Source organism: Bradyrhizobium betae, from assembly GCF_004123905.1.
GTDB lineage: Bacteria > Pseudomonadota > Alphaproteobacteria > Rhizobiales > Xanthobacteraceae > Bradyrhizobium > Bradyrhizobium betae_A.
In genome coordinates this window covers 287,896-309,339 of record NZ_MZXW01000022.1, presented here as the reverse complement: position 1 = coordinate 309,339, position 21,444 = coordinate 287,896, and the positions used below count along the sequence as shown (strand labels likewise).

Annotated in this window: 17 protein-coding genes and 1 pseudogene; 10 read left to right on the top strand and 8 right to left on the bottom strand. The window is 64.9% G+C overall.

Annotated elements, in window-relative coordinates; all coding sequences use genetic code 11:
- Positions 1–112: 112 nt before the first annotated feature.
- Positions 113–974 (top strand): annotated as a pseudogene (locus B5V03_RS21140) (DUF2380 domain-containing protein).
- A 2-nt stretch (positions 975–976) separates the two neighbouring features.
- Here B5V03_RS21140 and B5V03_RS21135 read toward each other — a convergent pair.
- The 3 genes from B5V03_RS21135 to B5V03_RS21125 are packed head-to-tail and all read right to left on the bottom strand — an operon-like array spanning position 977 to position 4,012.
- A complete protein-coding gene (locus tag B5V03_RS21135; RefSeq protein ID WP_129272317.1) occupies positions 977–2,008 on the bottom strand; it encodes an L-idonate 5-dehydrogenase in 1,032 nt (343 codons plus the stop codon).
- A gap of 24 nt (positions 2,009–2,032) precedes the next feature.
- The gene (locus tag B5V03_RS21130) at positions 2,033–2,800 is read right to left on the bottom strand and encodes an SDR family oxidoreductase (protein WP_129272316.1); all 768 of its coding nucleotides are present in this window, start codon (positions 2,798–2,800) and stop codon (positions 2,033–2,035) included.
- Between the two features lie 12 nt (positions 2,801–2,812).
- Positions 2,813–4,012, bottom strand: a complete 1,200-nt coding sequence (locus B5V03_RS21125; protein WP_164988167.1) for a mandelate racemase/muconate lactonizing enzyme family protein — start codon at positions 4,010–4,012, stop codon at positions 2,813–2,815.
- 177 nt (positions 4,013–4,189) lie between these two features.
- Between B5V03_RS21125 and B5V03_RS21120 the strand changes: the two genes are divergently transcribed.
- Both B5V03_RS21120 and B5V03_RS21115 read left to right on the top strand, forming a co-directional pair.
- Positions 4,190–4,957, top strand: coding sequence for a GntR family transcriptional regulator (locus tag B5V03_RS21120; RefSeq protein ID WP_129272314.1), 768 nt, complete (start codon positions 4,190–4,192; stop codon positions 4,955–4,957).
- A gap of 24 nt (positions 4,958–4,981) precedes the next feature.
- A complete protein-coding gene (locus tag B5V03_RS21115) occupies positions 4,982–6,346 on the top strand; it encodes an MFS transporter (RefSeq protein WP_129272313.1) in 1,365 nt (454 codons plus the stop codon).
- 93 nt (positions 6,347–6,439) lie between these two features.
- Here the strand turns inward: B5V03_RS21115 and B5V03_RS21110 are convergent, their stop codons facing one another.
- The 4 genes from B5V03_RS21110 to B5V03_RS21095 form a co-directional block, all read right to left on the bottom strand.
- Complete coding sequence (locus tag B5V03_RS21110; protein ID WP_129272312.1) at positions 6,440–7,690, bottom strand: arsenic transporter; 1,251 nt, start codon at positions 7,688–7,690, stop codon at positions 6,440–6,442.
- A gap of 21 nt (positions 7,691–7,711) precedes the next feature.
- Positions 7,712–8,986: an MFS transporter gene (locus B5V03_RS21105; RefSeq protein ID WP_129272311.1), complete on the bottom strand. Its 1,275-nt coding sequence runs from the start codon at positions 8,984–8,986 to the stop codon at positions 7,712–7,714.
- A gap of 67 nt (positions 8,987–9,053) precedes the next feature.
- Positions 9,054–9,494 carry an EamA family transporter gene (locus B5V03_RS21100; RefSeq protein WP_129272310.1) on the bottom strand — a complete coding sequence of 147 codons (441 nt, stop codon included), beginning with the start codon at positions 9,492–9,494 and terminating at the stop codon, positions 9,054–9,056.
- Positions 9,495–9,727: 233 nt separating this feature from the next.
- Positions 9,728–12,205 (bottom strand): hybrid sensor histidine kinase/response regulator, encoded by a 2,478-nt coding sequence (locus tag B5V03_RS21095; RefSeq protein ID WP_129272309.1) that lies wholly within the window; start codon positions 12,203–12,205, stop codon positions 9,728–9,730.
- Positions 12,206–12,410: 205 nt separating this feature from the next.
- Between B5V03_RS21095 and B5V03_RS21090 the strand changes: the two genes are divergently transcribed.
- From B5V03_RS21090 to B5V03_RS21075, 4 genes are all read left to right on the top strand, one after another.
- A complete protein-coding gene (locus B5V03_RS21090) occupies positions 12,411–13,493 on the top strand; it encodes a zinc-binding metallopeptidase family protein (RefSeq protein WP_129272308.1) in 1,083 nt (360 codons plus the stop codon).
- 175 nt (positions 13,494–13,668) lie between these two features.
- Positions 13,669–15,684, top strand: coding sequence for an acetyl-CoA carboxylase biotin carboxylase subunit (locus B5V03_RS21085; protein WP_129272307.1), 2,016 nt, complete (start codon positions 13,669–13,671; stop codon positions 15,682–15,684).
- 164 nt (positions 15,685–15,848) lie between these two features.
- Positions 15,849–16,715 carry an isocitrate lyase/PEP mutase family protein gene (locus B5V03_RS21080; protein WP_129272306.1) on the top strand — a complete coding sequence of 289 codons (867 nt, stop codon included), beginning with the start codon at positions 15,849–15,851 and terminating at the stop codon, positions 16,713–16,715.
- Positions 16,712–17,011 (top strand): acylphosphatase, encoded by a 300-nt coding sequence (locus tag B5V03_RS21075; protein WP_129272305.1) that lies wholly within the window; start codon positions 16,712–16,714, stop codon positions 17,009–17,011. The genes B5V03_RS21080 and B5V03_RS21075 overlap by 4 nt, the downstream gene beginning before the upstream one ends.
- A gap of 78 nt (positions 17,012–17,089) precedes the next feature.
- On the opposite strand, the gene B5V03_RS21070 is transcribed toward B5V03_RS21075, so the two are convergent.
- Positions 17,090–18,610, bottom strand: a complete 1,521-nt coding sequence (locus tag B5V03_RS21070) for a PAS domain-containing sensor histidine kinase (protein ID WP_129272304.1) — start codon at positions 18,608–18,610, stop codon at positions 17,090–17,092.
- A 159-nt stretch (positions 18,611–18,769) separates the two neighbouring features.
- On the opposite strand from B5V03_RS21070, the gene B5V03_RS21065 reads away from it, so the two are divergent.
- The 3 genes from B5V03_RS21065 to B5V03_RS21055 are packed head-to-tail and all read left to right on the top strand — an operon-like array spanning position 18,770 to position 21,442.
- On the top strand, positions 18,770–19,327 hold the full coding sequence (locus B5V03_RS21065) for a GbsR/MarR family transcriptional regulator (RefSeq protein ID WP_129272303.1): 558 nt from the start codon (positions 18,770–18,772) through the stop codon (positions 19,325–19,327).
- A 16-nt stretch (positions 19,328–19,343) separates the two neighbouring features.
- Positions 19,344–20,009, top strand: a complete 666-nt coding sequence (locus tag B5V03_RS21060) for a DUF4166 domain-containing protein (protein WP_129272302.1) — start codon at positions 19,344–19,346, stop codon at positions 20,007–20,009.
- Positions 20,006–21,442, top strand: coding sequence for a TIGR01777 family oxidoreductase (locus B5V03_RS21055; RefSeq protein ID WP_129272301.1), 1,437 nt, complete (start codon positions 20,006–20,008; stop codon positions 21,440–21,442). The genes B5V03_RS21060 and B5V03_RS21055 overlap by 4 nt, the downstream gene beginning before the upstream one ends.
- The last annotated feature ends 2 nt before the right edge of the window (positions 21,443–21,444 follow it).

Genomic DNA, 21,444 nt, shown 5'->3' with positions numbered 1-21,444 from the left:
TTACCGCAGTGCAACGTCGTGAAATTTTCCCGGCTTTGGTCGGGACTGGCGCTGCTGCAAGGTCTGAAGCGGCCGTCCAGATTGCGGCGCTGCTCCATCGCGCGAGGCCCGCATGCGTCGTTTCAGGTCGATCCTTTCTGCCTTTCTCCTCAGTGTCCTCCCGGTGGCCGCTTCGCCGGCTGGCGCCGAGGCGGCTATCGGCGTGGCCATGGACGATTTCAGCTATACCGATACCTCGGCCGAGCCGGCCAACCAGACCGCGGCTCACGAGCGGCGGCTTCAGGCGTTCATGGCCGCGCTCAGGCGGGATATCGGCGCGGATGCTCGTTACCGGCTGGCGCCGTCGGCCCAGGACGGCGCGGCGTTCAAGGTCATCGGCGGGATTCAGAAGACCAGCACGCTGGTGCAATGGGCCAAGGTCGCCGTGATCGACGTCGGCGCCAAGAAGCTCGTGATGGACAAGCTCTACACCTTCCGCGGCGACAATGATGAATCATGGGAGCGCGCCGAGATTTTTGTGTCTCGCGAGATCATGGCGGCACTCGCAACGCCCGCGCCGATCGCGTTGGCGGTATTCGACTTCGAGCTGGAGGACACGACCGCTGCCTCGGTGGAGGCTTCCTCGTCCGATGCGTCATACCTCGCCGAAGTCACCGGCAGCGTGCGCGAGGCGCTCGGCCAATCCGGCCGCTATCGCATCGTCGAGGTCGGCGGCGAGGCGGCGAAGGCGCGTGCGTTGCGCGACTGCAATGGCTGCGAGGCCGCGATTGCGCAAAAGCTCGGCGCCGATCAATCACTGATCGGCGTGGTGCGGCGGGTCAGCCGCACCGAGTACACGCTCGGCTTCCAGGTTCGCGACGCCAGGACCGGCGCGGCTGGCGCGCGGCGACAGCGGCCTGCGCCTGGGCGCGGACTATTCCTGGAAACGAGGCGCTGTGCGGCTGGTCAGCGACCGGCTGATCGAGAGCCAATAGTTTTAGAACGTCAGCTGCACCTTCATCGACTGCGAGCGGTCGGTGGCAAGCTCGAAGGCGGCGACCGCATTCTCGAACGGCATCGTCGCCGTGATCAGCGGTCTCACGTCGATCAGGCCTTCACCCATCAGCCGCACTGCCAGCTCGAATTCGGGATCGAAGCGGAAGGTGCCGCGCAGCTGCAATTCCTTGGCGACGATGGCGTTGATCGGCAGGGTCATCTCGCCGCCGAGGCCGAGCTGCACCAGCGTCGCGCCGGGACGGAGCACGTCGAGCGCGGTGCGGAGCGCCGCCTGATTGCCGGAGGCTTCGAATAGCGTGTCGAACACACCCTTGCCAACGCGCCAGGGATCGAGCGCGGTGGCATCGGTCGCGACATTGATGGCATGCGTGGCGCCGAGCTTTTTCGCGACCGCGAGCGGGGCGTCGGCGACATCGGTCACCACGATCTCGGATGCGCCGCCAAAGCGCGAGACAAGGATCATCAGCGCGCCGATCGGGCCGCAGCCGGTGATCAGCACGCGCTTGCCGAGCAGGGGGCCGGCCTGCTTGCCGGCATGCAGGCACACTGCGAGCGGTTCGGCGACTGCGGCTTCTGCCAGCGACAGCTTGTCCGAGATCGGCACGGCCTGCGTGGCGTCGACGGTGAGGAACTCGCGAAAGCCGCCCTGCACATGGGGAAAGCGCATCGCGCTGCCGAGGAAGCGCATGTCGAGGCACTGGTTGCGCATGCCTTCCTGGCAATGCAGACACTGGCCGCACGGCTTGCTCGGATTGACCGCAACGCGCGTACCCGGCCTCACATTGCTGACGCCATCACCGACCGCTGCGACCACGCCGGCGATCTCATGCCCCAGCGCCATCGGCTGCTGGATGCGGACGACGCCGAAGCCGCCGTGATGATAGTAGTGCAAGTCCGAGCCGCAGATGCCGCCATTGGCGATCTTGACGCGGACCTCGCCCGGGCCGGGCGCAGGATCGGGATAGCTGTCGATCCGCAAATCTTTCGGGGCGTGAATGACGACGGCGCGCATGGCTTGCTCCTCAGACTTTGGCGATCACATCGCGGAGATCATGCCGCCATCGACATAGATGATCTGGCCGTTGACATAGGTGGAGGCGTCCGACGCCAGGAAGATCGCGGCGCCCACCAGCTCGTCCGGCCTGCCCCAGCGCTTTGAGGGGATGCGGCCCATCAGCCAATTGTTGAAGTCGGTGTTGTTGACCAGCGCCTCATTCATGTCGGTCAGCATGTAGCCGGGGCCGATCGCGTTGGCCTGGATGCCGTGCTGGGCCCATTCTACCGCCATCGAGCGCGTCAGGTTCTTGATGCCGCCCTTGGCCGCGGTATAGGGCGCAATCGTCGGACGCGCGAGCTCACTGCCGAGCGAGCCGATATTGATGATCTTGCCGTGCTTGCGCGGGATCATGCGCTTGCCGGCCTCGCGGCCGATCACGAAGGCGCTGGTGAGGTCAGTCTCGATCACCTTGCGCCATTCGTCGGTGGTGAACTCGACCAGCGGCTTGCGGTGCTGGATGCCGGCATTGTTGACGAGAATGTCGACCGCGAGCCCTTCGCGGTCGAAGCGCTCGAAGGCGGCGACGATCGCAGGCTCGTCCGTGACGTTGAAGGCGGCGCCTTCAGCCTGGAGACCCGCCGCGCGAAACTCGGCGACAGCCTGCTCGACACGCTTGGGATCGACGCCGTTGATGATGATCTTGGCGCCGGCCTTCGCCATGCCTTCGGCGATGGCGCGGCCGAGCCCGCGAGAGGAGCCGGTCACGAGTGCAGTGCGGCCGGACAGGTCGAACAGGGCGGTGCTCATCTCAAAAGATCCTCAAACGTTGGAGCGGCGCACGGTGAGATCGCTGCGGTCGAATACAGCGGGCAGGAGGTCGACGCCGAGGCCGGGTCCTTCCATCGGATAGACATAACCGTCCTTGATCGTGGGCATGGTGGTGACGAGCTCATTGTACCAGCCCTTGTAGAAGGCGCGCACCGATTCCTGGATCAGCGTATTGGGCTGGCTGAACGACATGTGGATGGCCGCGATGAAGCCGATCGGGCCGATGCAATCGTGCGGTGCAAAGGGACGGTGATAGGTCTCGGCCATCGCCGCGATCTTGCGGCCCTCGGTGAGACCGCCGGTCCAGCACAGGTCCGCCATTACCACATGCATGGCGTCGCGGTCGAGCATGTCCTTGTAGGGGAAGCGCGAGCCCAGCGTCTCGCTGGCGCAAACCCAGACATCGGTCGAGCGCGCATATTCGGCCAGTGCCTGCGGCGAGTTCATCCGGATCGGGTCTTCGTACCAGGTCGGCTTGTAGGGCTCGAGCGCCCGCGCGATCTGTTTGGCGGTCGGCAGATTCCAGAGCGAATGGAGCTCAACCATGATCTCCATCTTGTCGCCGACGGCTTTACGAATTTTCTCGAACGGCTCGATCGCCTGCTTCATCTGCGCTGCGGTGATGTAGAGACCCTTGTTCTCCTGCGCCGCCGGATCGAACGGCCAGATCTTCATCGCGGAGATGCCGCTTTCCAGCAGGCTTTCGGCGAGCGCATCGGCGTGGTTCATGAAGCCGTCGAGATCCTCGTAGGGACCCTTATTGGCACCAAGATTCCAGTTCGCGACCGGGCTGATATTGGTGGAGCGAACATATTGCGTGCCGGCGCAGGTGTTGTAGATACGCTGCTTGTCGCGGCAGAGGCCGCCGAGCATCTGGTGCACCGGCTGATTGCAGACCTTGCCGAACAGATCCCACAGCGCGATGTCGATCGCGGACGCCGCGCGATATTCGACACCGGTCGAGGACTGCGCCATCGGCAGGTTGAGCATGTCGCGATGGATGGCTTCGATGTGCAGGGGATTGCGGCCGAGCAGACGGCCGGCAAAGGTGTCGTGGATCTGCGCTTCGACCGCGCCGGCGCCATAGAAGGTTTCGCCGAGACCGATCATGCCCGTGTCGGTGTGGACGCGCACCCAGATGACGTTGGAAAATTCCTCGGTACGCAGTGTCTCGATCGACGTGATCTTCACGGCCATTGTCCTCCCGTCACAGGCGCCTCGCGCCGTCGTCTCATTTCGCACTGCAGCATGTTGCAGATCGCGCCGGAGTCTTACGCCTGCTTGTAATATATCACAACATGTTTTAAGGGTGCCACAACTAAGGCGCCACTGAACAACGCGAGCGCGGGGCTGACGGGAGAGAACGACATGGCACGCCGCAAGCGCGCGCTCGAGGTGGTGAGAAACGACGACGACGGCGGGGGCAAGCCCTCGCGGCGCAACCGGCTCAACTTCTTCGAGCTGGCCTATCTGAAGATCGAAGAGCTCCTTGTTCATTGCGAGCTCAAGCCCGGACAATTCATGACGATGCTGGAGCTGCAGCAGATCACCGGTTTCGGCCGCACGCCGGTGCATCACGCCATCAATCGTCTGTCCGCCGATACGCTTATCATCATCCGCCCGCGCCACGGCCTGCACATCGCGCCGATCGATCTCGCGCGCGAGCGCATGCTGCTGGCCTTGCGCCGCGACATGGAGCGCTTTGTCGTCCGGCTTGCGGCCGATCGCGCCAGTCTCTCGCACCGCAATCAGGCGCTGCACATCGAGCGCCTCCTGCGCGAGCGTCGCGCCAACCTGACCCTCGACGAATTCAACAGCATCGATCGCCGCATCGACGCGCTGGTGCTGGAAGCGGCGGGTGAGCCGTTCCTGGTGCATACGCTGCGGCCGCTGCACACGCTGTACCGCCGCATCGGCTACATCCACCACCGCTTCATGCCAGGACAGACCGACCTGTCAGGCACCATCGATCGCCATCTCGCCATTCTCAGCGCGGTCGCCGGCCGCCATGTCGAGGACGCCGTGAAGGCGAGCGATGCCCTGATCGACTACATGGACCAGATGTTCACGGGTATGGAGGCGGGCATCGACCCGCGTCTGCTCGATTGCAGCATCGAGCCGCTGCTCGGCACGTAAAGAGTTTTGAAGAGAGGACCAAAGATGTCAACGATGGCCATGCCACAACCGACCGCGAGCGAAGCGGCGGTCCGCTACCTCATCACCAACTACAGTCCCAAGGGCAACAAGGTCGGCTGGCTGATGATGGCCTCGATCCTGGTCGAGGCCTGGGATCTCTATTCGATCGCCTTCGTGCTGATCTTCATCAAGGAGCAGTACAATCCCGATCCGCTGATGCTGGGTCTCGCCGCAGCGGGCACGCAAGGCGGCGCCCTGATCGGTGCTCTGCTCGGCGGCTGGCTCTCCGACAAGATCGGCCGCCGCGTCATGTTCCTGGTGACGATGGTGATGTTCATCGTGCTGGCGCTGGCGCAGGCCTTCGTGCCCAATATCACCTGGCTCATCGTGATCCGCTTCCTGCTCGGCATTCCGCTCGGCTCGGACATCTCGACCGGCTACACCTACATCATGGAATCCATGGCCAAGGGTGAGCGCGAGGTCATGGGCAACCGCTGGCAGTTCATGTTCGCGGTCGGCGAGGTCCTCACCATCGGCGTCATCGTCATCTTCCTGCTGCTCGACATCCAGCACGAGATGCTGTGGCGCGTGACGCTCGGCCTCGGCGCGTTGCCGGCGCTGATCATCCTGATCATGCGCCACGACGTGCCGGAGACGGCGGTGTGGCTGGTGCAGAAGGGCCGCTACCGCGAGGCCAAGCAGGTCGCGCGTGAGATGTTCAACGACGATCTCGCGATGCTGCCGGACCATGACGTTGAAGTGCCGAAGGTCTCGACCCGCGCATTCCTCGCCGATCTCAGGAAGGATCCGATCCGCTGGCGTGCGACGATCTACGGCTGGATCGCCTGCTTCGTGCAAGCCAGCGAGTTCTCGACCTTCGCGTTCTATCTGCCGGTACTCTTTGTCATGGTCGGCGTGTCGAGCGTGCTCGGCATCAATCTGGTGACGATGGCGCTATTCTCCTTCGCCGCCGTGTCGGGCTGGGTCGGTCCGCTGCTGACGCCAAAGATCGGCCACCGCGGCATCTCGATCGCGGGCTTCTCGATCGTGCTGGCCTCGCTGCTGGTCGCGGCCTTCGCGCTCTACACCGACAACAAGATCCTGCTGCCGTTCGCGGCCGCCGCGATGTTGTGGGGCCATTATTGGGACGCCTCGAACTGCATGACGATCCCGACCATGGTCGCCAAGCCCAAATATCGCGGCACCGCCAGCGGCTTCGCCTACATGTTCGTGAAGCTGCCGTCGTTCCTGGCGATCTTCCTGTTCCCGACGGTGTTCGCTGCGATCGGCCAGGCGAATGCCACGCTGATGGTCGCGATCTTCCCGCTGATCGGGTTGCTCGCCGCAATCTTCATCCTGCCGGAAGTCTACGGCTACGAGAACGATTGATCTTAGGCGCGATGATCTCATCGCGCCTTAGTCTTTTATTTGAGCATGATCTTGTCGGAAAACCGCTGCACACTTTTCCGGATCATGCTCGGGTTACCTGATCGCGGCAGCCAATGCCGCGATCAGGGCCGGCGGGGTCACCAGTAGTCCGAGCTTGAGGAACCGCCAGGCGCCGACCTCGATCTTCTCGCGGCGAAGCGCAACCAGCCAGAGGATGGTGGCAAGCGATCCCGTGACCGACAGATTGGGCCCAAGGTCGACGCCGATCAGGATGGCGCTGACGACGGGTGCGGGCAGATGATCGCTGGCGGCAACCGAGCCGGCAACAAGACCGACCGGAAGATTGTTGGCGATGTTGGTGGCGATCCCCGTCGCTATGCCGACGCTCCAGGCGGCCTGCGGGACCGATTGTGCGACGGCCTGGTGCAAGAGCGCGCTGAGCTGCCCGATCACGCCGGTTTTGATCAGCGCCTCCACCATCACGAAGAGACCGCCGACCAGCGGCAGCACGCTCCAGGAGACGCCACGCAGCACGGGCAGCGGCGATTGCCGGCTGATCAGCAGTACGATCGCGGCCGTCACCATGCCGCAGATGAATGTTGGCAAGCCAAGCTGCTTGTCCAGCGCCGACGCCGTGACCAGCACCACGCCGATCGCAACGATGCCGACGGCCGTCAACTTGCCGCCGCGGCCGAGTTTTGGATGCGGCACGCTGCGAGCGATCGTCTCTTCTTTCAGCGCGCGGTGCTGGGTCAGGCGCAGCACGATGTAGGTCAGCAGGATCGAGGCGGCCGAGGGCAGGGCGAACAGACGCAGCCATTCGGTCAGTTGCGGCATGCGCGCGCCGAATACGACGAGATTGGCGGGATTTGAGATCGGCAGCACGAAGCTCGCGGCATTGGCGATGAAGGCGCAGACGAACAGATAGGGCAGCGGTTTTGCACCGGCTGCGCGCGTCGCAGCGTAGACGGCAGGCGTCAGCACGATGGCGGTGGCATCGTTGGAGAGCAGCACAGTGACGACCGTGCCGACGAGATAGATCAGCAGGAACAGCCGTTGCGGCGAGCCGCCTGCGTATTCCACCGCAAGGGCTGCGAGATAGTCGAACAGGCCCTCGAGCCGGGCGAGCTCGGCGATCAGCATCATGCCGATCAGGAAGAGATAGACGTCGAGGCCTTTCTCGATGCCGAGAAGCGCATCCTGCCACGGCAGGAAGCCCGGCAGAACCAGTGCCGCGGCGCCGATGACGGCCCAGATCGCCTCGGGCAGCCGGAAAGGGCGGATGATGACGCCTGCTGTCGCGGCGACGATGATGCTCCAGGCCCAAATGGCGTCAGACGGCACGTTCGATCCTTGAAGTGGGTTTCATTCGGCAGCGATAACCGATGCTGGAGCCGCTGTCTTCCCCTGTCCCGGCAAGGCGGCCTGCCGCGTCTCGGGCAAGGCGAGGAGGCAGACGACGGCGCCGACCGCCGCGACCGCGCCGAGCGTGATGAACGCCGCGCTGTAGCCCGCGCCGACCACGACGAAGCCGGCGAGCGTGGTCGACAGCGCCGCACCGATGCTTTGCGCAGTGATGACGGCGCCTTGCGCGACGTTGAAGCGGCCGGTGTTGCGCATGAGGTCGGCGACGATGACGGGGAAGATTGCGCCAAAAATGCCGGCGCCGACGCCGTCGAGAAGTTGCACGCCGACCAGCCAGAACGGATCGTCAGAGAGCGTATAGAGGGCACCGCGGATCGGCAGGATCAGCAATGCGGCCAGGAAGAAGCGCTTGTGGCCCCAGCGGTCGGCCTTCGCGCCGACCAGCATTGCGAACGGCACCATCACCAATTGCGCCGCGACGATACAGGCCGACATCAGACTGGTGCCCATGTTCTTGTCCTGGAGCGCGAGCTTCTGCCCGACCAGCGGCAGCATGGCCGCGTTGGAGAGATGAAACAGCAACACGCAAATCGCGAAGACGAGGAGAGGGCGGCAGGTCAGCAGCACGCCGAGCCCCGACGGCTGCTCTTGCTGGCTCGCAGGGCCGGCGTCGTGCAACCCGCGGGCAAGGTCGTGGTCGATCGCCTGCTCGGGGATCGCAAGGATGCTGACGAGGCTCGCGATAGCCATGGCGCCGAGAAGGTAGAACACGACGGTCGGGCCAAACCAATAGGCGGAGAGCCCGGCAAGCCCCGCCGCGACCGCGTTGCCGGCGTGATTAAAGGTCTCGTTGCGGCCGATCCGTCGGGTGAAGGCGGCATGGCCGAAGATGCCCAGCGAGACGGCGGCAATCGCCGGCGGAAAGACGACAGCGGCGGCCTGCGCGATTCCTTGCGAGATCGCGACCGGCCCGAAGCTCGGAAACAGGGGCAGCGACAGCGATGCAGCCGTCACCATGACGGCAGCGACAACCATCACCAGCCGTTTTGCCCGAGTGGCATCGACGAGTGCACCCGCCGGCGTCTGCGCCACGATGCCGGCGATGGTCGCGATCGACATCACGAGGCCGATACGCGCCTCGTCCCAGTGCTGTTCGGTGAGGAGATAGACGGCCAGATACGGGCCGAGCCCGTCGCGGACATCGGCAAGGAAGAAGTTGGCCGCATCCAGTGCGTGACCTGCCTGCCTTGCCCGATCGGGGTTGTCGCGCGACATCGGTTTTCTCGATCGAGGCTGGGAAGCGTCTCGGCAGAAACCGATCTCACGCCCGCTTTGTTCCGCCTTAAAACTTCACCGCCAGCAGCACCGCGCCGGCGCCGATCATGGCGATGCCGATCCATCCTTGCGCCGTAGGACGTTCGCCGAGAAACGCGAAGGCGAACAGGGCGACCAGCACGACGCTGAGCTTGTCGATCGGCGCCACCAGCGTGGCAGGACCGAGCTTCAGCGCACGGAAATAACAAAGCCACGACGCCCCGGTCGCAAGTCCCGACAGCACCAGAAAGATCCATGTCTTCGACGAGATCGCCGAAGGAACCGCGAACTGGCCGGTGAAGAACAGCAGCACGGAGAAGGCGAGCAGCACCACGATGGTGCGGATGAAGGTCGCCAGATCCGGGTTGATGTTCTCAACGCCGACCTTGGCGAAGATCGCCGTCAGCGCGGCAAAGCAGGCGGAGAGAAGCGCCCAGGTCTGCCAGGTGGAGAGGAAGGCGGATTTCATGTGAATGCTCGACTAAGTTGATGAGGCCATGTGTTGGAAGGTTAAGCCAAAAACTCCGCTGTCGTCCCGGACAAGCGAAGCGCAGATCCGGGACCCACAACCACAGGGTCGAGTTTTGCGAAGACTTGTGGCTACCGGCTCGCGCTACAACCTCTCCCTGGGGCTATGGGTCCCGGATCGGCGCTCCGTTTCGCTGCGCTTGTCCGGGACGACAGCGTGGGGGTGGCTCACATTCAACGCGCCACCGACAGCTTCTCCGTGATCGCCTTGCGCAAAATGCGCGAGAGCGATTCCACCGAGTACGGCTTCTGGATCAGCTCGAAGCCGCGATGCGCGTTCTCCGCGAGCACGTTGCTGTAGCCGGAGGTGAGCACGACGGGCAGGCCCGGATAGCGCTCGCGGATGATGCCGGCGAGCTCGACGCCGTTCATGCCGGGCATGATGACATCGGAGAACACCAGATCGACCGCGAATTCGTTCTCGCCGAGGATGGCGAGTGCGGCATTGGCGTTGGCGACGCGGCGGACGACATAGCCGAGGTCTTCCAGAAGCTCGGTCGAGAACTGGCCGACATCGTCATTGTCCTCGACCACGAGCACGCGATAGCCGCGGCCGGTGGTCGAGGTCTCGCTGGTCAGCGCTGCGGCTTCCTTCTCTGCGGCCGGGCTCTGTGCCTGCGGCAGGTAGATCGTGAAGGTCGCGCCTTTGCCTTGCGTGCTCGTCACCGCAATGTCGCCCTCGGACTGCTTTGCGAAGCCGAACGCCTGGCTGAGGCCGAGGCCGGTGCCCTTGCCGACCTCCTTGGTGGTGAAGAACGGCTCGAAGATGGCGTCAATGTTTTCGGCCGCGATGCCGCTGCCGGTGTCCGCCACCGAGATCGCGACATAATCGCCGCCGCGCGCCGATTGCGCGCGCAGGCTCGGGATGCCCTGGATTTTGTGCACGGCGATGGTGAGGCGGCCTTCGCCGTCCATGGCGTCGCGGGCGTTGATGGCAAGGTTGATCAGCGCGGTTTCGAATTGCGCGATGTCGGCGACGGTGAAGCAATCGGCATCGTCGATCTCGACGTCGATCTCGATGCGGCCGCCGACCAGGGGGCGGACCAGTTGCGCCACGCTCTCGACCTGGCTCCCGACGTTGAAGATCTGCGGCTTCAGCGGCTGGCGGCGCGCGAAGGCCAGGAGCTGCGCGGTCAGCTTCGATGCGCGCTCGACGGTGTCGGAGATGGCGTCGACATAGCGGCGGCGGCGCTCCTCCGGCAGTTCGCGACGGCGCAGGAAATCGGTCGCCGAGCGTATGATGGTGAGGAGGTTGTTGAAGTCGTGGGCGACGCCGCCGGTGAGCTGGCCGATCGCCTCCATCTTCTGCGACTGCCGCAGCGCTTCCTCGCCGCGGCGGCGGTCGGTGATGTCGACAGCCTCCGGCACCGCACCGGTGATGTTGCCGTGGCGGTCGAGCACGGGGCGCATGCCGAATTCGAAATCGCGCTCGCCGATCGGCAGGCGCAGCCGCATTTCCATCCGCACCGCTTCGCCCTGGAGCACGGTGTCGAAGGCCTCGCGCACGGCGGCGCTCATGCCTTCCGTGCCGGTGAACCATGGCGTGTCCCAGAACGGCTTTCCGATCACGTCGGCGGAGCTTGCCTTGATGCCGTCGAGGGCGGTCCTGTTGGCGTAGAGCAGCTCGCCCCTGAGGTTGACCAGGCCCTGATACTGGTTGCTGGTCTCCAGGATCGCGCGCAGCCGCGCCTCGTTGGATTCGAGCTCGGCGGTGCGCTCGGCGATACGCTCTTCCAGCGTCTCGTTGAGCCGCCGGAGCTCGATCTCGGCCTGCTTTGCCGCGGTGATGTCGTGGGCAACGCCGATGAAGCCGATGTGCTTGCCGGTCGGGTCCCAGCGGGGCTGCGATTCCGAACGCAGCCAGCGCCACTCGCCCTTGGCGTCCTTGTAGCGCGCCTCCAGCACGAACGGTTTGAGCGAGGCTTCGCCCTGGACGGATTGCTGCAAGACATGCGGCAGGTCGTCCGGATGCAGCACCTTGCGCCAGTCGAAATCGATTGCCTGGTCATAGGGCAGGCCGACGAAGTCGACATAGGCCTGGTTGGCGAAGGAGCGCTTGCGGTCGAGCTTTGTCACCCAGATCGGCACCGGCGCGCTGTCGGCGATCAGCCGGAAACGCTCCTCGCTCTCGCGCAGCGTCTCGCGCGCCAGCGCCTGGCCGGTGATGTCGATATGGGCGCCGACGAGGCGGATGGCGCGACCATCGCGGTCACGCTCGATCTTGGCGACGACGCGGATCCAGCGGGTCTCGCCGTCGCTGGGACGGATGATGCGGTATTCTGCGGTGTAATCCTCGCTGGTCCCGGAAAGTGCCTCGAAGAAGTGTTTCACCGTGGCGTCGCGGTCGTCTGGATGGATGCGGGTGACCCAGTCCTCGTGCGATTCATCGGCAGCCTCAGGCGGCAGGCCGTGAATCATCAGATATTCAGGCGATCGGCGGTTCCTGAAACCCTCGCGGAAGTCGACCTCGACGCCGCCGACCTTGCCGATGCGCTGGATGCGTGCGAGCTCGGCCTCGCGCTCCTGGAGCGCACGATAGGCATTGTCGCGCTGGCGCGCGATTTCTTCGAGGTGCTGGCGCAGCCGTTCGGCGGCGATGGTCTCGGGCAAAGGATCGTTCAAGGCGTCGGCCGTTGTGATGCGTGAGCGCACGTGCCGGACCGATATTCACACAGACGGAGCGTGATGGCCATTGTCCGGAGGGGAATATGCGCCACTGAATGCATTGTGGTGGGTATGTACGAACCCAGGGTCTGGCTATTTGTTCCAAATATTGGAACGATGAGCCGTCGGAGCGCGTATCTGCGAGGCGCCACAACTCTTATTCACAAAACTCCCTTTCCGAAGAGGCTAAATCTTGAAGCTCTTTGTCTGCCAGTCCTGCGGCAACGTTCTCTATTTCGAGAACCGCGCCTGCGAACGCTGCGGCCACCAGGTCGCCTTCCTGCCGGAGAAGGAGGCGATGTCGGCGATTGAGCCTGACGGGGAGGGCTGGGCCACGCTCGCCGACAAGGGCAAGGGCCGCATGCTGTGTCGCAATGCCGAGTACGACGCCTGCAACTGGCTGACCGATGCCAGCGATACCACCGGCTATTGCCGCGCCTGCCGCCACAATGGCATCGTGCCTGACCTCTCCGACCCCGTTCAGCTCGCCGGCTGGCGCGAACTGGAGGTGGCGAAACACCGGCTGTTCTATTCCCTGATCCGCTGGAAACTGCCGCTCCAGACCCGGCAGGACAACGCCGCGCATGGCCTGATTTTCAACTTCCTCGCCGACGATCCGAACAGCGGGCAGAAGATATTGACCGGGCATGACAACGGCCTGATCACGATCGCGCTCACCGAGACCGACGGCATCGAGCGCGAGCGGCGCAGGCTGGAGATGGGTGAGCCCTACCGCACGCTGCTCGGACATTTCCGCCACGAGGTCGGGCACTATTTCTGGGACGTGCTGGTCCGCGACGGCGGCAGGCTGCAAGAATGCCGCGCTGTATTCGGCGACGATTCAGTCGATTACGGCGAGGCTCTGCAGCGCCACTACGCCGAAGGCGCGCCACCGGACTGGCAGCAGAACTACGTCTCGTCCTACGCCACCACGCACCCCTGGGAAGACTTCGCCGAAACCTGGGCGCACTATCTCCACATCGTCGATACCCTGGAGATGGCGTCCGAGTTCGGCATGGAGGTGCGGCCCAGGGTCGACCGCGACGGGGAGTTGACGACACGCATCCGTTTCAACCCCTACGAGGCCAGGGACGTCGAGGCGATCGTCAACGCATGGCTGCCTTTCACCTTCGCCATGAACAGCGTCAACCGCGCCATGGGCATGCGCGACCTCTATCCCTTCATCCTGTCGCCGGCCGTGGTCGCCAAACTGGGCTTCATTCACGGCCTGGTCCGGGACGTAGCCAAGGAAAGCATCAAGGCCCGGAAGCCCTAGGGCGTCTCACGGACCAAGCGGCCCGTTTCGGTCTTGCGCTGGTCCGCCGGAGGGGCCGGATTTAGACCGTTGCCTCCGGCCCATTTTGATGTACCACGGGAGCCACACGGCCCGTCCCCTGCCGGTCCCAACGGCCAGGGACGGGTCCCGCCCAAGGTCGAGATTCAAGAAAAGCATGTTCAAACGCATTCTGATCGCCAATCGCGGCGAAATCGCCTGCCGGGTCATCAAGACCGCTCGCCGCATGGGAATTCAGACGGTTGCAGTCTATTCCGAGGCCGACCGCGACGCCCTCCATGTCGAGATGGCCGACGAGGCCGTGCTGATCGGGCCGCCCGCTGCGGCCGAGAGCTATCTGGTGATCGAGAAGATCGTCGAGGCCTGCCGCAAGACCGGCGCAGAAGCTGTCCATCCCGGCTACGGTTTCCTGTCCGAGCGGGAGGCGTTTCCGCGCGCGCTGGAGGCCGCCGGCATCGTCTTCATCGGCCCGAACCCCGGCGCGATTGCCGCGATGGGTGACAAGATCGAATCCAAGAAGGCGGCCGCAAAAGCAAAAGTCTCGACCGTGCCGGGCTATCTCGGCGTGATCGAGGACGACAAGCACGCGGTGAAGATCTCCGACGAGATCGGCTACCCCGTGATGATCAAGGCCTCCGCCGGCGGTGGCGGCAAGGGCATGCGCATCGCGCATTCCAAGGCCGAGGTGGCCGAGGGTTTCAACCTCGCCAAGGCCGAGGCCAAGGCCTCGTTCGGCGACGACCGCGTCTTCGTCGAAAAATTCATCGTCGATCCCCGCCACATTGAGATCCAGGTGCTGGGCGACAAGCATGGCAACGTGATCTATCTCGGCGAGCGCGAATGCTCGATCCAGCGCCGCAACCAGAAGGTCATCGAGGAAGCGCCGTCGCCGCTGCTCGACGAAGCCACCCGCCGCAAGATGGGCGAGCAGGCCGTCGCGCTGGCCAAGGCCGTGAACTATGACTCCGCCGGCACCGTCGAGTTCGTCGCGGGCCAGGACAAGAGCTTCTTCTTCCTGGAGATGAACACGCGCCTCCAGGTCGAGCATCCCGTCACCGAGCTCGTGACCGGCGTCGATCTCGTCGAGCAGATGCTCCGCGTCGCCGCCGGCGAGAAGCTCGCGATCGCGCAGAAGGACGTCACGCTGACCGGCTGGGCGGTGGAATCGCGCCTCTATGCCGAAGACCCGTTCCGCAACTTCCTGCCCTCGATCGGGCGTCTGGTAAAGTACCGTCCGCCGGCGGAAGTGAGCCAGGACGGCATCACGGTGCGCAATGACACCGGTGTGCAGGAAGGCGGCGAGATCTCGATCCATTACGATCCGATGATTGCGAAGCTCGTGACGCATGCGCCCTCGCGCGCGGCCGCCATCGAGGCGCAGGCCATCGCGCTGGATTCGTTCTATGTCGACGGCATCCGTCACAACATCCCGTTCCTGTCCGCACTGATGCACCATCCGCGCTGGCGTGAGGGCAATCTCTCGACCGGCTTCATCGCCGAGGAATTCCCCAAGGGCTTTGCGGTGCGCGTGCCCGAAGGCGAGGTCGCGCGTCGCATCGCTGCGGTCGGCGCCGCCATCGATCACGTGCTCGGCGAGCGCAAGCGTCAGATCTCGGGCCAGATGGGCGGCCGCGTCGTGCAGCGCGAGCGCCGCCGCGCGGTCTGGCTCGACCGCCAGGAGATTTTGCTCGAGGTCGCGCGCGAAGGCGATGCGATCGCGATCCGCTTCGTCGATGCCGCCGGCAAGGCCGGCAATGCACATCTGTTGCAGTCGCCTTGGAAGCCGGGCGATCCGGTCTGGCAGGGCACGATCGACGGCCACCTCGTCGCGGTGCAGACACGCCCGATCGCCAACGGCATCCGTCTCGCGCATCAGGGCGTCGAGGTGCCGGTCTATGTCTGGACCGAAGCTGAAGCGGCATCCGCGCGGCTGATGCCGGTGACCACGGCTGCCGACACCGGCAAGAAGCTGCTCTGTCCGATGCCCGGGCTCATCGTCTCGATCGCGGTGACCGAGGGCCAGGAGGTCAAGGCCGGCGAGACACTGGCCGTGGTCGAAGCCATGAAGATGCAGAACGTGCTGCGCGCCGAGCAGGACGGCACCGTGAAGAAGATCCACGCCAGCGCCGGCGCGACGCTCGCGGTGGACGCGCTGATTCTGGAGTTTGCATAGGGGTGTGAGTGGGGTAGGTGGTCTGCCCACGAGCACCGTCATTGCGAGGAGCCCTTGCGACGAAGCAATCCAGTCTGTCTCCGCGGATGCATTTCTGGATTGCTTCGCTTCGCTCGCAATGACGGAGTATGATACGGCCTGCGTAACTTGACCGAGACAGCACTATGGCCTTTCGTTCCCGCCGCGAGAAACTGCGATCGATCCTGTCGGGCTCAGCCTGCGTCCATCCCGGCTCGGTCTACGACGCGATCTCGATCCGTATCGCCGAGGATCTCGGCTTTCCCATCGGCATGTTCGGCGGCTCGGTCGCCTCGCTCGCGGTGCTCGGCGACCCCGACATCACGCTGATCACGCTTACTGAGCTCGCCGAGCAGATGCGGCGGATGTCGCGCGCGGCAGCACTTCCGGTACTGGTCGATGCCGATCACGGCTATGGCAACGCGCTCAACGTGCGCCGCACGGTGCAGGAGCTGGAGACGGCAGGCGCCGCCGGCCTCACCATCGAGGACACGCTGCTGCCGGCCGCTTTCGGCGAAGCGAAGCCGCAGCTGATCTCGCTGGAGGAGGGCGTCGGCAAGATGAAGGCCGCGCTTGGTGGCCGCGGCGATCCCTCGCTCGTCATCATGGGCCGCACTGGAGCTGCCTCGATCACCTCGCTCGACGACACCATCCGCCGTGCCAGGGCCTATGAGGCGACGGGCGTCGACGCGCTATTCTTCACCGGCATCAAGTCGCGCGCCGAGCTCGAGGCGATTGTCGCCGCGACGCACTTGCCGATTGTGCTCGGTGGCGCGCCCGACGACTTGAACGCGATCGACTATCTCACCAGCCAGCGCGTGCGCATCGCGCTTCAGGGCCATGCGCCGGTCGCAGCTGCCACGCAGGCGGTTTATGAGACGCTGAGGGCGCTGCGCGAGGGGACGCCGCCGAAGGCCCTCAACGGCCTCGCGTCGTCGGAATTGACCGCGCGCGTCATGCGTGAGGCCGAAACGAAGGCGCGCAGCGCTGACTTTCTCGGATTGAAAAGATGAGCCGGGCGATCCTCCAGGTCGTGATCCGCGGGCTCGTTCAAGGCGTCGGCTATCGGGCCTGGCTCGAGGCGCAAGCGGTCACCTGCGGCCTCGAAGGCTGGGTCCGCAATCGCCGCGACGGCAGCGTGGAAGCGCTGTTCGCGGGAACGCCCAAGCACGTTGCCGACATGGTCGCTCTGTGCCGCCACGGCCCGCCGTCGTCGCGCGTCGACAGCGTGACGAGCGAGACGGCGAGTGCGGACGAGCTGAACCTGCGCAGGGCAGGGGAAGCGTTCTCGGTGTTGCCGACGGTTTGAGGGCCAAGCCTCTCTCCGCGCGGGAGGTGCGCTCCCTCGCCCCGTTCTTACGGGAGAGGTTAAGAAGGCGAAGAGCCGTCACCGCGGCAGCTTGGCGATCGCTTCGCTCAACTCGTGGATCTCGTACGGCTTGCGCAGGATCGGGAAATCGCCGCGCACGTCGGCGGCGACGTCGCTGTAGCCGGTGGCGAGCAGGATCGGAAGGCCGGGGCGGATCTGACGCAGATGATGGGCGAGGCCGAGTCCATCCATCTTGCCAGGCATGACAATGTCCGAGAACACGAAATCGACGCCGTTCTTCTCGATCTCGCGCAACGCGGACTCGGCGTCGGGGACGCGGCGAACGCTGTAGCCGAGCTGCTCCAGCAGGCCGATGCTGACGATTGCGACGTCGGGATTGTCTTCGACCAGCAGCACCGTGCCGCTGCCGAGAACCGGCGCGGCATCAGGCGTCTCGCTCGACACGGTCCCGGTTGCGCGCGGCAACAGGATGGTGAAGGTCGTGCCCTTGCCGAGCTCGCTTGCGACCTTGACCGTGCCGCCGGCCTGATGCGCGAAGCCGTGCACCTGCGACAGGCCGAGGCCGGTGCCTTTTCCCACCGGTTTCGTCGTGAAGAACGGCTCGAAGATCTTGTCGACGACGTCGGAGGCGATGCCAAGCCCGGTATCGGCGACGGTGATGGCGACGAACTCGCCGCTGTGGGGTGGGTCCTCCAGGACGACGTTGCGTGCGCCGACCGTCACCGTGCCGCCGTCGGGCATGGCATCGCGGGCGTTGATGACGAGATTGAGCAGCCCGGTCTCGAACTCGGAGATGTCAGCCTTGACCGGCCAGACCTCGCGGTCGATCTCGAAGGCGAGATGAACGGCGCTGCCGACGCCGGCGTGAAGCACTTCGCGGATCGCCTCGATGCGGTCGCCGAAACGGATCGCCTGTGGATTGACGCTCTGCCGCCGCGCGAAGGTCAGGAGCTGGCTGGTCAGCGCGGCGCCGCGCTTGGTCGCGGTCTCGATCGCTAACATCGCGCGCTGCAGCTTGGCATCGTCGGCGACGTCCTTCTTCAGGATGTGAAGGCTGCCGCTGATGATCATCAGGAGATTGTTGAAGTCGTGCGCGACGCCTCCGGTGAGCTGGCCGAGCGCATCGAACTTCTGCGACTCGGCAAGTTGCGTCTGCATCCTCTCGAGCTTGAGCTGCGCGTTGCGGCGCTCAGTGATGTCGCGGGTGATCTTGGCGAAGCCGACAAGGGTGCCCTGCTCGTAGATCGGGTCGATCACGACGCTTGCCCAGAAGAAGGTGCCGTCCTTGCGGACGCGCCAGCCTTCCTCCTCGTAGCGGCCCTGGTCGCGCGCGATGCCGAGGGCACGGGCAGGCTTGCCGTTGGCGCGGTCGGTCTCGGTGTAGAAGCGGGAGAAATGCTGGCCGAGGATTTCGTCGGGCGCGTAGCCCTTGATCCGTTCGCCGCCGATGTTCCAGCTGGTGATGATACCGGTAGGGTCGAGCATGTAGAGTGCGTAGTCCGCGACTCCTTCCACCAACAGCCGAAAGCTGCGCTCGCTTTCGAACAAGTCTCTCTGTTGACTGGACTTTATCGCCATTCTCAACTCAACCCCGCCTGCAACGTGGCAAAACGCTCAGGAGGGCGGTTGGTTCCCGTCCTCTGGGACGTTTTTAGGCAAATACGGCGGACGGTATGCAGGACGCAAGCCCTATCGGAGGCTATTGACAGTCAATCGCATTCGTCAGATATTTCTGTTATGACAGAAATGACCGGAAAGAAGAAACTCCCCGCCGCCGTCGAGCGCTTCATCCTGCATTGGGGCGACATGGGGGATCAGTGGGGCGTCAATCGCTCGGTCAGCCAGATCCACGGGCTGCTCTATCTCGCCGAGGCGCCGATGACGGCCGAGGACATCGCCGACACGCTCGGCATGGCGCGTTCCAACGTCTCCAATTCGCTGAAGGAGTTGCTGGCCTGGAACCTGATCCGGCGCGTCCCGATCCTCGGCGACCGCCGCGATCATTACGAGGCCGAGACCGATATCTGGGAGGTTGCGGCACGCATCGCGGCGCGGCGCAAGGAGCGGGAGCTTGATCCCGCGATCACGGCGCTCCGGGCCTGCGTGTCCGATGCGGCCGACGATCCCACCATCAATCCGGTCGCGAGCAAACGGCTGAAGGAGATGCTCGCCTTCACCGAGCTCGCCGACCACTGGTTCATGCAGATGCTGAAGGTGCCGCGGCCGCGATTGGTCGCGCTGATGAAGCTCGGCGAGAAGATCGCCAGTCTGCTGCCTCTGGGCAAGGCCAAATAGCGTCGAGGAGGGTGCGATGACGTCGGCTCGATTATCAGGCTCCAACGCAACTCCCTCCGCTCACACAAAACTGCTCGACGATCGCCGCTTCCGCGCGCTGTTGCCGGATGAGGATTGGGGTCGCCTGCCGCTCGCGACCTGGCGGCGCTTCTCAAAACGCGTCGGCGACGGTGACAGCGTCGTCTATGTCGGCGTGGTCGAGGAGGTCTCTTTCAGCGACATCGGCTGGTGGTTCGCGCAAGCCGCGCGCCTGATCGGCGGCCCGCTGCCCACGGGACGCGATACCGGCGTGCCCATGATCGTCACGGTCACCGAGGACGGCGCGACCGGTGGCCAGACCTGGACCCGCATCTGCGCCCGCAAGCGCGGCTTTCCACAGGTGATCCATTCCGCCAAGCGTTTTGCCGGGCCGACCGGGCTCGAGGAATATGTCGGCTTCGGCGTCTCGATGGCGCTCCGTATCGCGGTCGAAGGCCAGGCGCTGACCTTCCGCAGTGCCGGCTACGGCCTCCAGCTCGGACGCCTCTGGATCCCGCTGCCGCAATGGCTGACGCCGGGCGATCTCACGGTGACGCACGGCGATCTCGGCGAGGGTGCTTTCCGCTTCACCCTCGACGTCATTCATCCGCGTTACGGCGCACTGATCCACCAGTCCGCCATGTTCAGGGAGGCCGTATCATGACGCTGCTGTTGTGGACGCTCATCGCCATCCAGATCGTGATGGGCGTGTTCGACACCTTCTATCACCACGAATTCACCGAGCGCCTGGCCTGGCGCCCGTCGCAGCGCTTCGAGCTGAAGCTGCACGGCATTCGCAACATGCTCTATGCGCTGCTATTCCTGCTGCTCGGCTGGCTCGAGGTCTATGGCGTGCTCGCGCTGCTGATCGTCGCGGTGCTGATCGCCGAGATCGTCATCACGCTGATGGATTTTGTCGAGGAGGATCTGAGCCGGAAACTGCCGCCGAGCGAGCGCATCAACCACACGCTGCTGGCGATCAACTACGGTGCCATCCTGGCGCTGCTGCTGCCGGTGCTGCTCGAGTGGGCGATGCAGCCCTTTGGCGTGACCGTCGTGTATCGGGGCCTGCTCAGTATCGCCGCGACCGCCTGCGCAGTCGGCGCTGCGCTCTGCGGCATCAGGGACTTTGCGGCGATGCGCCGGCTCGGCCGCATGCGAAGCGTGCCCGCGAACGGACTCGTCGACAAGCTGCCCGGCCGCAAGACCGTTTTGATCACCGGTGCCACCGGCTTCATCGGCAGCCGCCTTGCGGCGAGCCTCGGTGGTGCCGGGCATCACGTCATCGCGCTGATCCGCACCCCCGCGAAGGCCGAGATGCTGCCCCCGCCCGTGACGCTGATCACCAGCCTCGATCAACTCGCCGCGGACACGCCAATCGACGCCATCGTCAACCTCGCTGGCGAGCCGATCGGCAACGGCCTCTGGACCGAAGCGAAGCGCGCGAAGATCATCAGCTCGCGCATCGACATGACCGGCGAGGTCGTGAAGCTGATTGCGCGGCTCGAGCGCAAGCCCGAGATGCTCGTCAGCGGCTCTGCCATCGGCTGGTACGGCCTGTGGGCCGACCAGGTGCTGACGGAATCTGCGAAGTCCCACGCCTGCTTCAGCCACGAGCTGTGCGCGGCCTGGGAAAGGGCGGCGCGGCCGGCGGAGGAGCTTGGCGTCCGCGTGGTCAATTTGCGCGTCGGCCTCGTGCTCGGCACGGAAGGCGGTTTTGTCACGCGCTTGCTGACGCCGTTCGAGTTCGGCCTCGGCGGTCCCCTCGGCACCGGGCGGCAGTGGATGTCCTGGATCGAGCGCGACGATTTGATCCGGCTGATCGCCTATGTGATGGCGACGCCTGATCTCGCAGGTCCCGTCAATGCCACCGCGCCGATCCCGGTCACCAACGCAAAGTTCACCGAGGAGCTCGGCCGCTGTCTGCATCGCCCCGCGGTGTTCCGCATTCCCGGCGGCCTGCTGCGCCGGGTCGGCGGCGGCTTTGCCGACGAGCTCCTGCTCGGCGGACAGCGCGTGCTGCCGAACAAGGCGCTGAGCCGCGGTTTTGTGTTCCGGCACGAGACGCTGCGCAGCGCGTTCGAGGCGATCCTATGAAT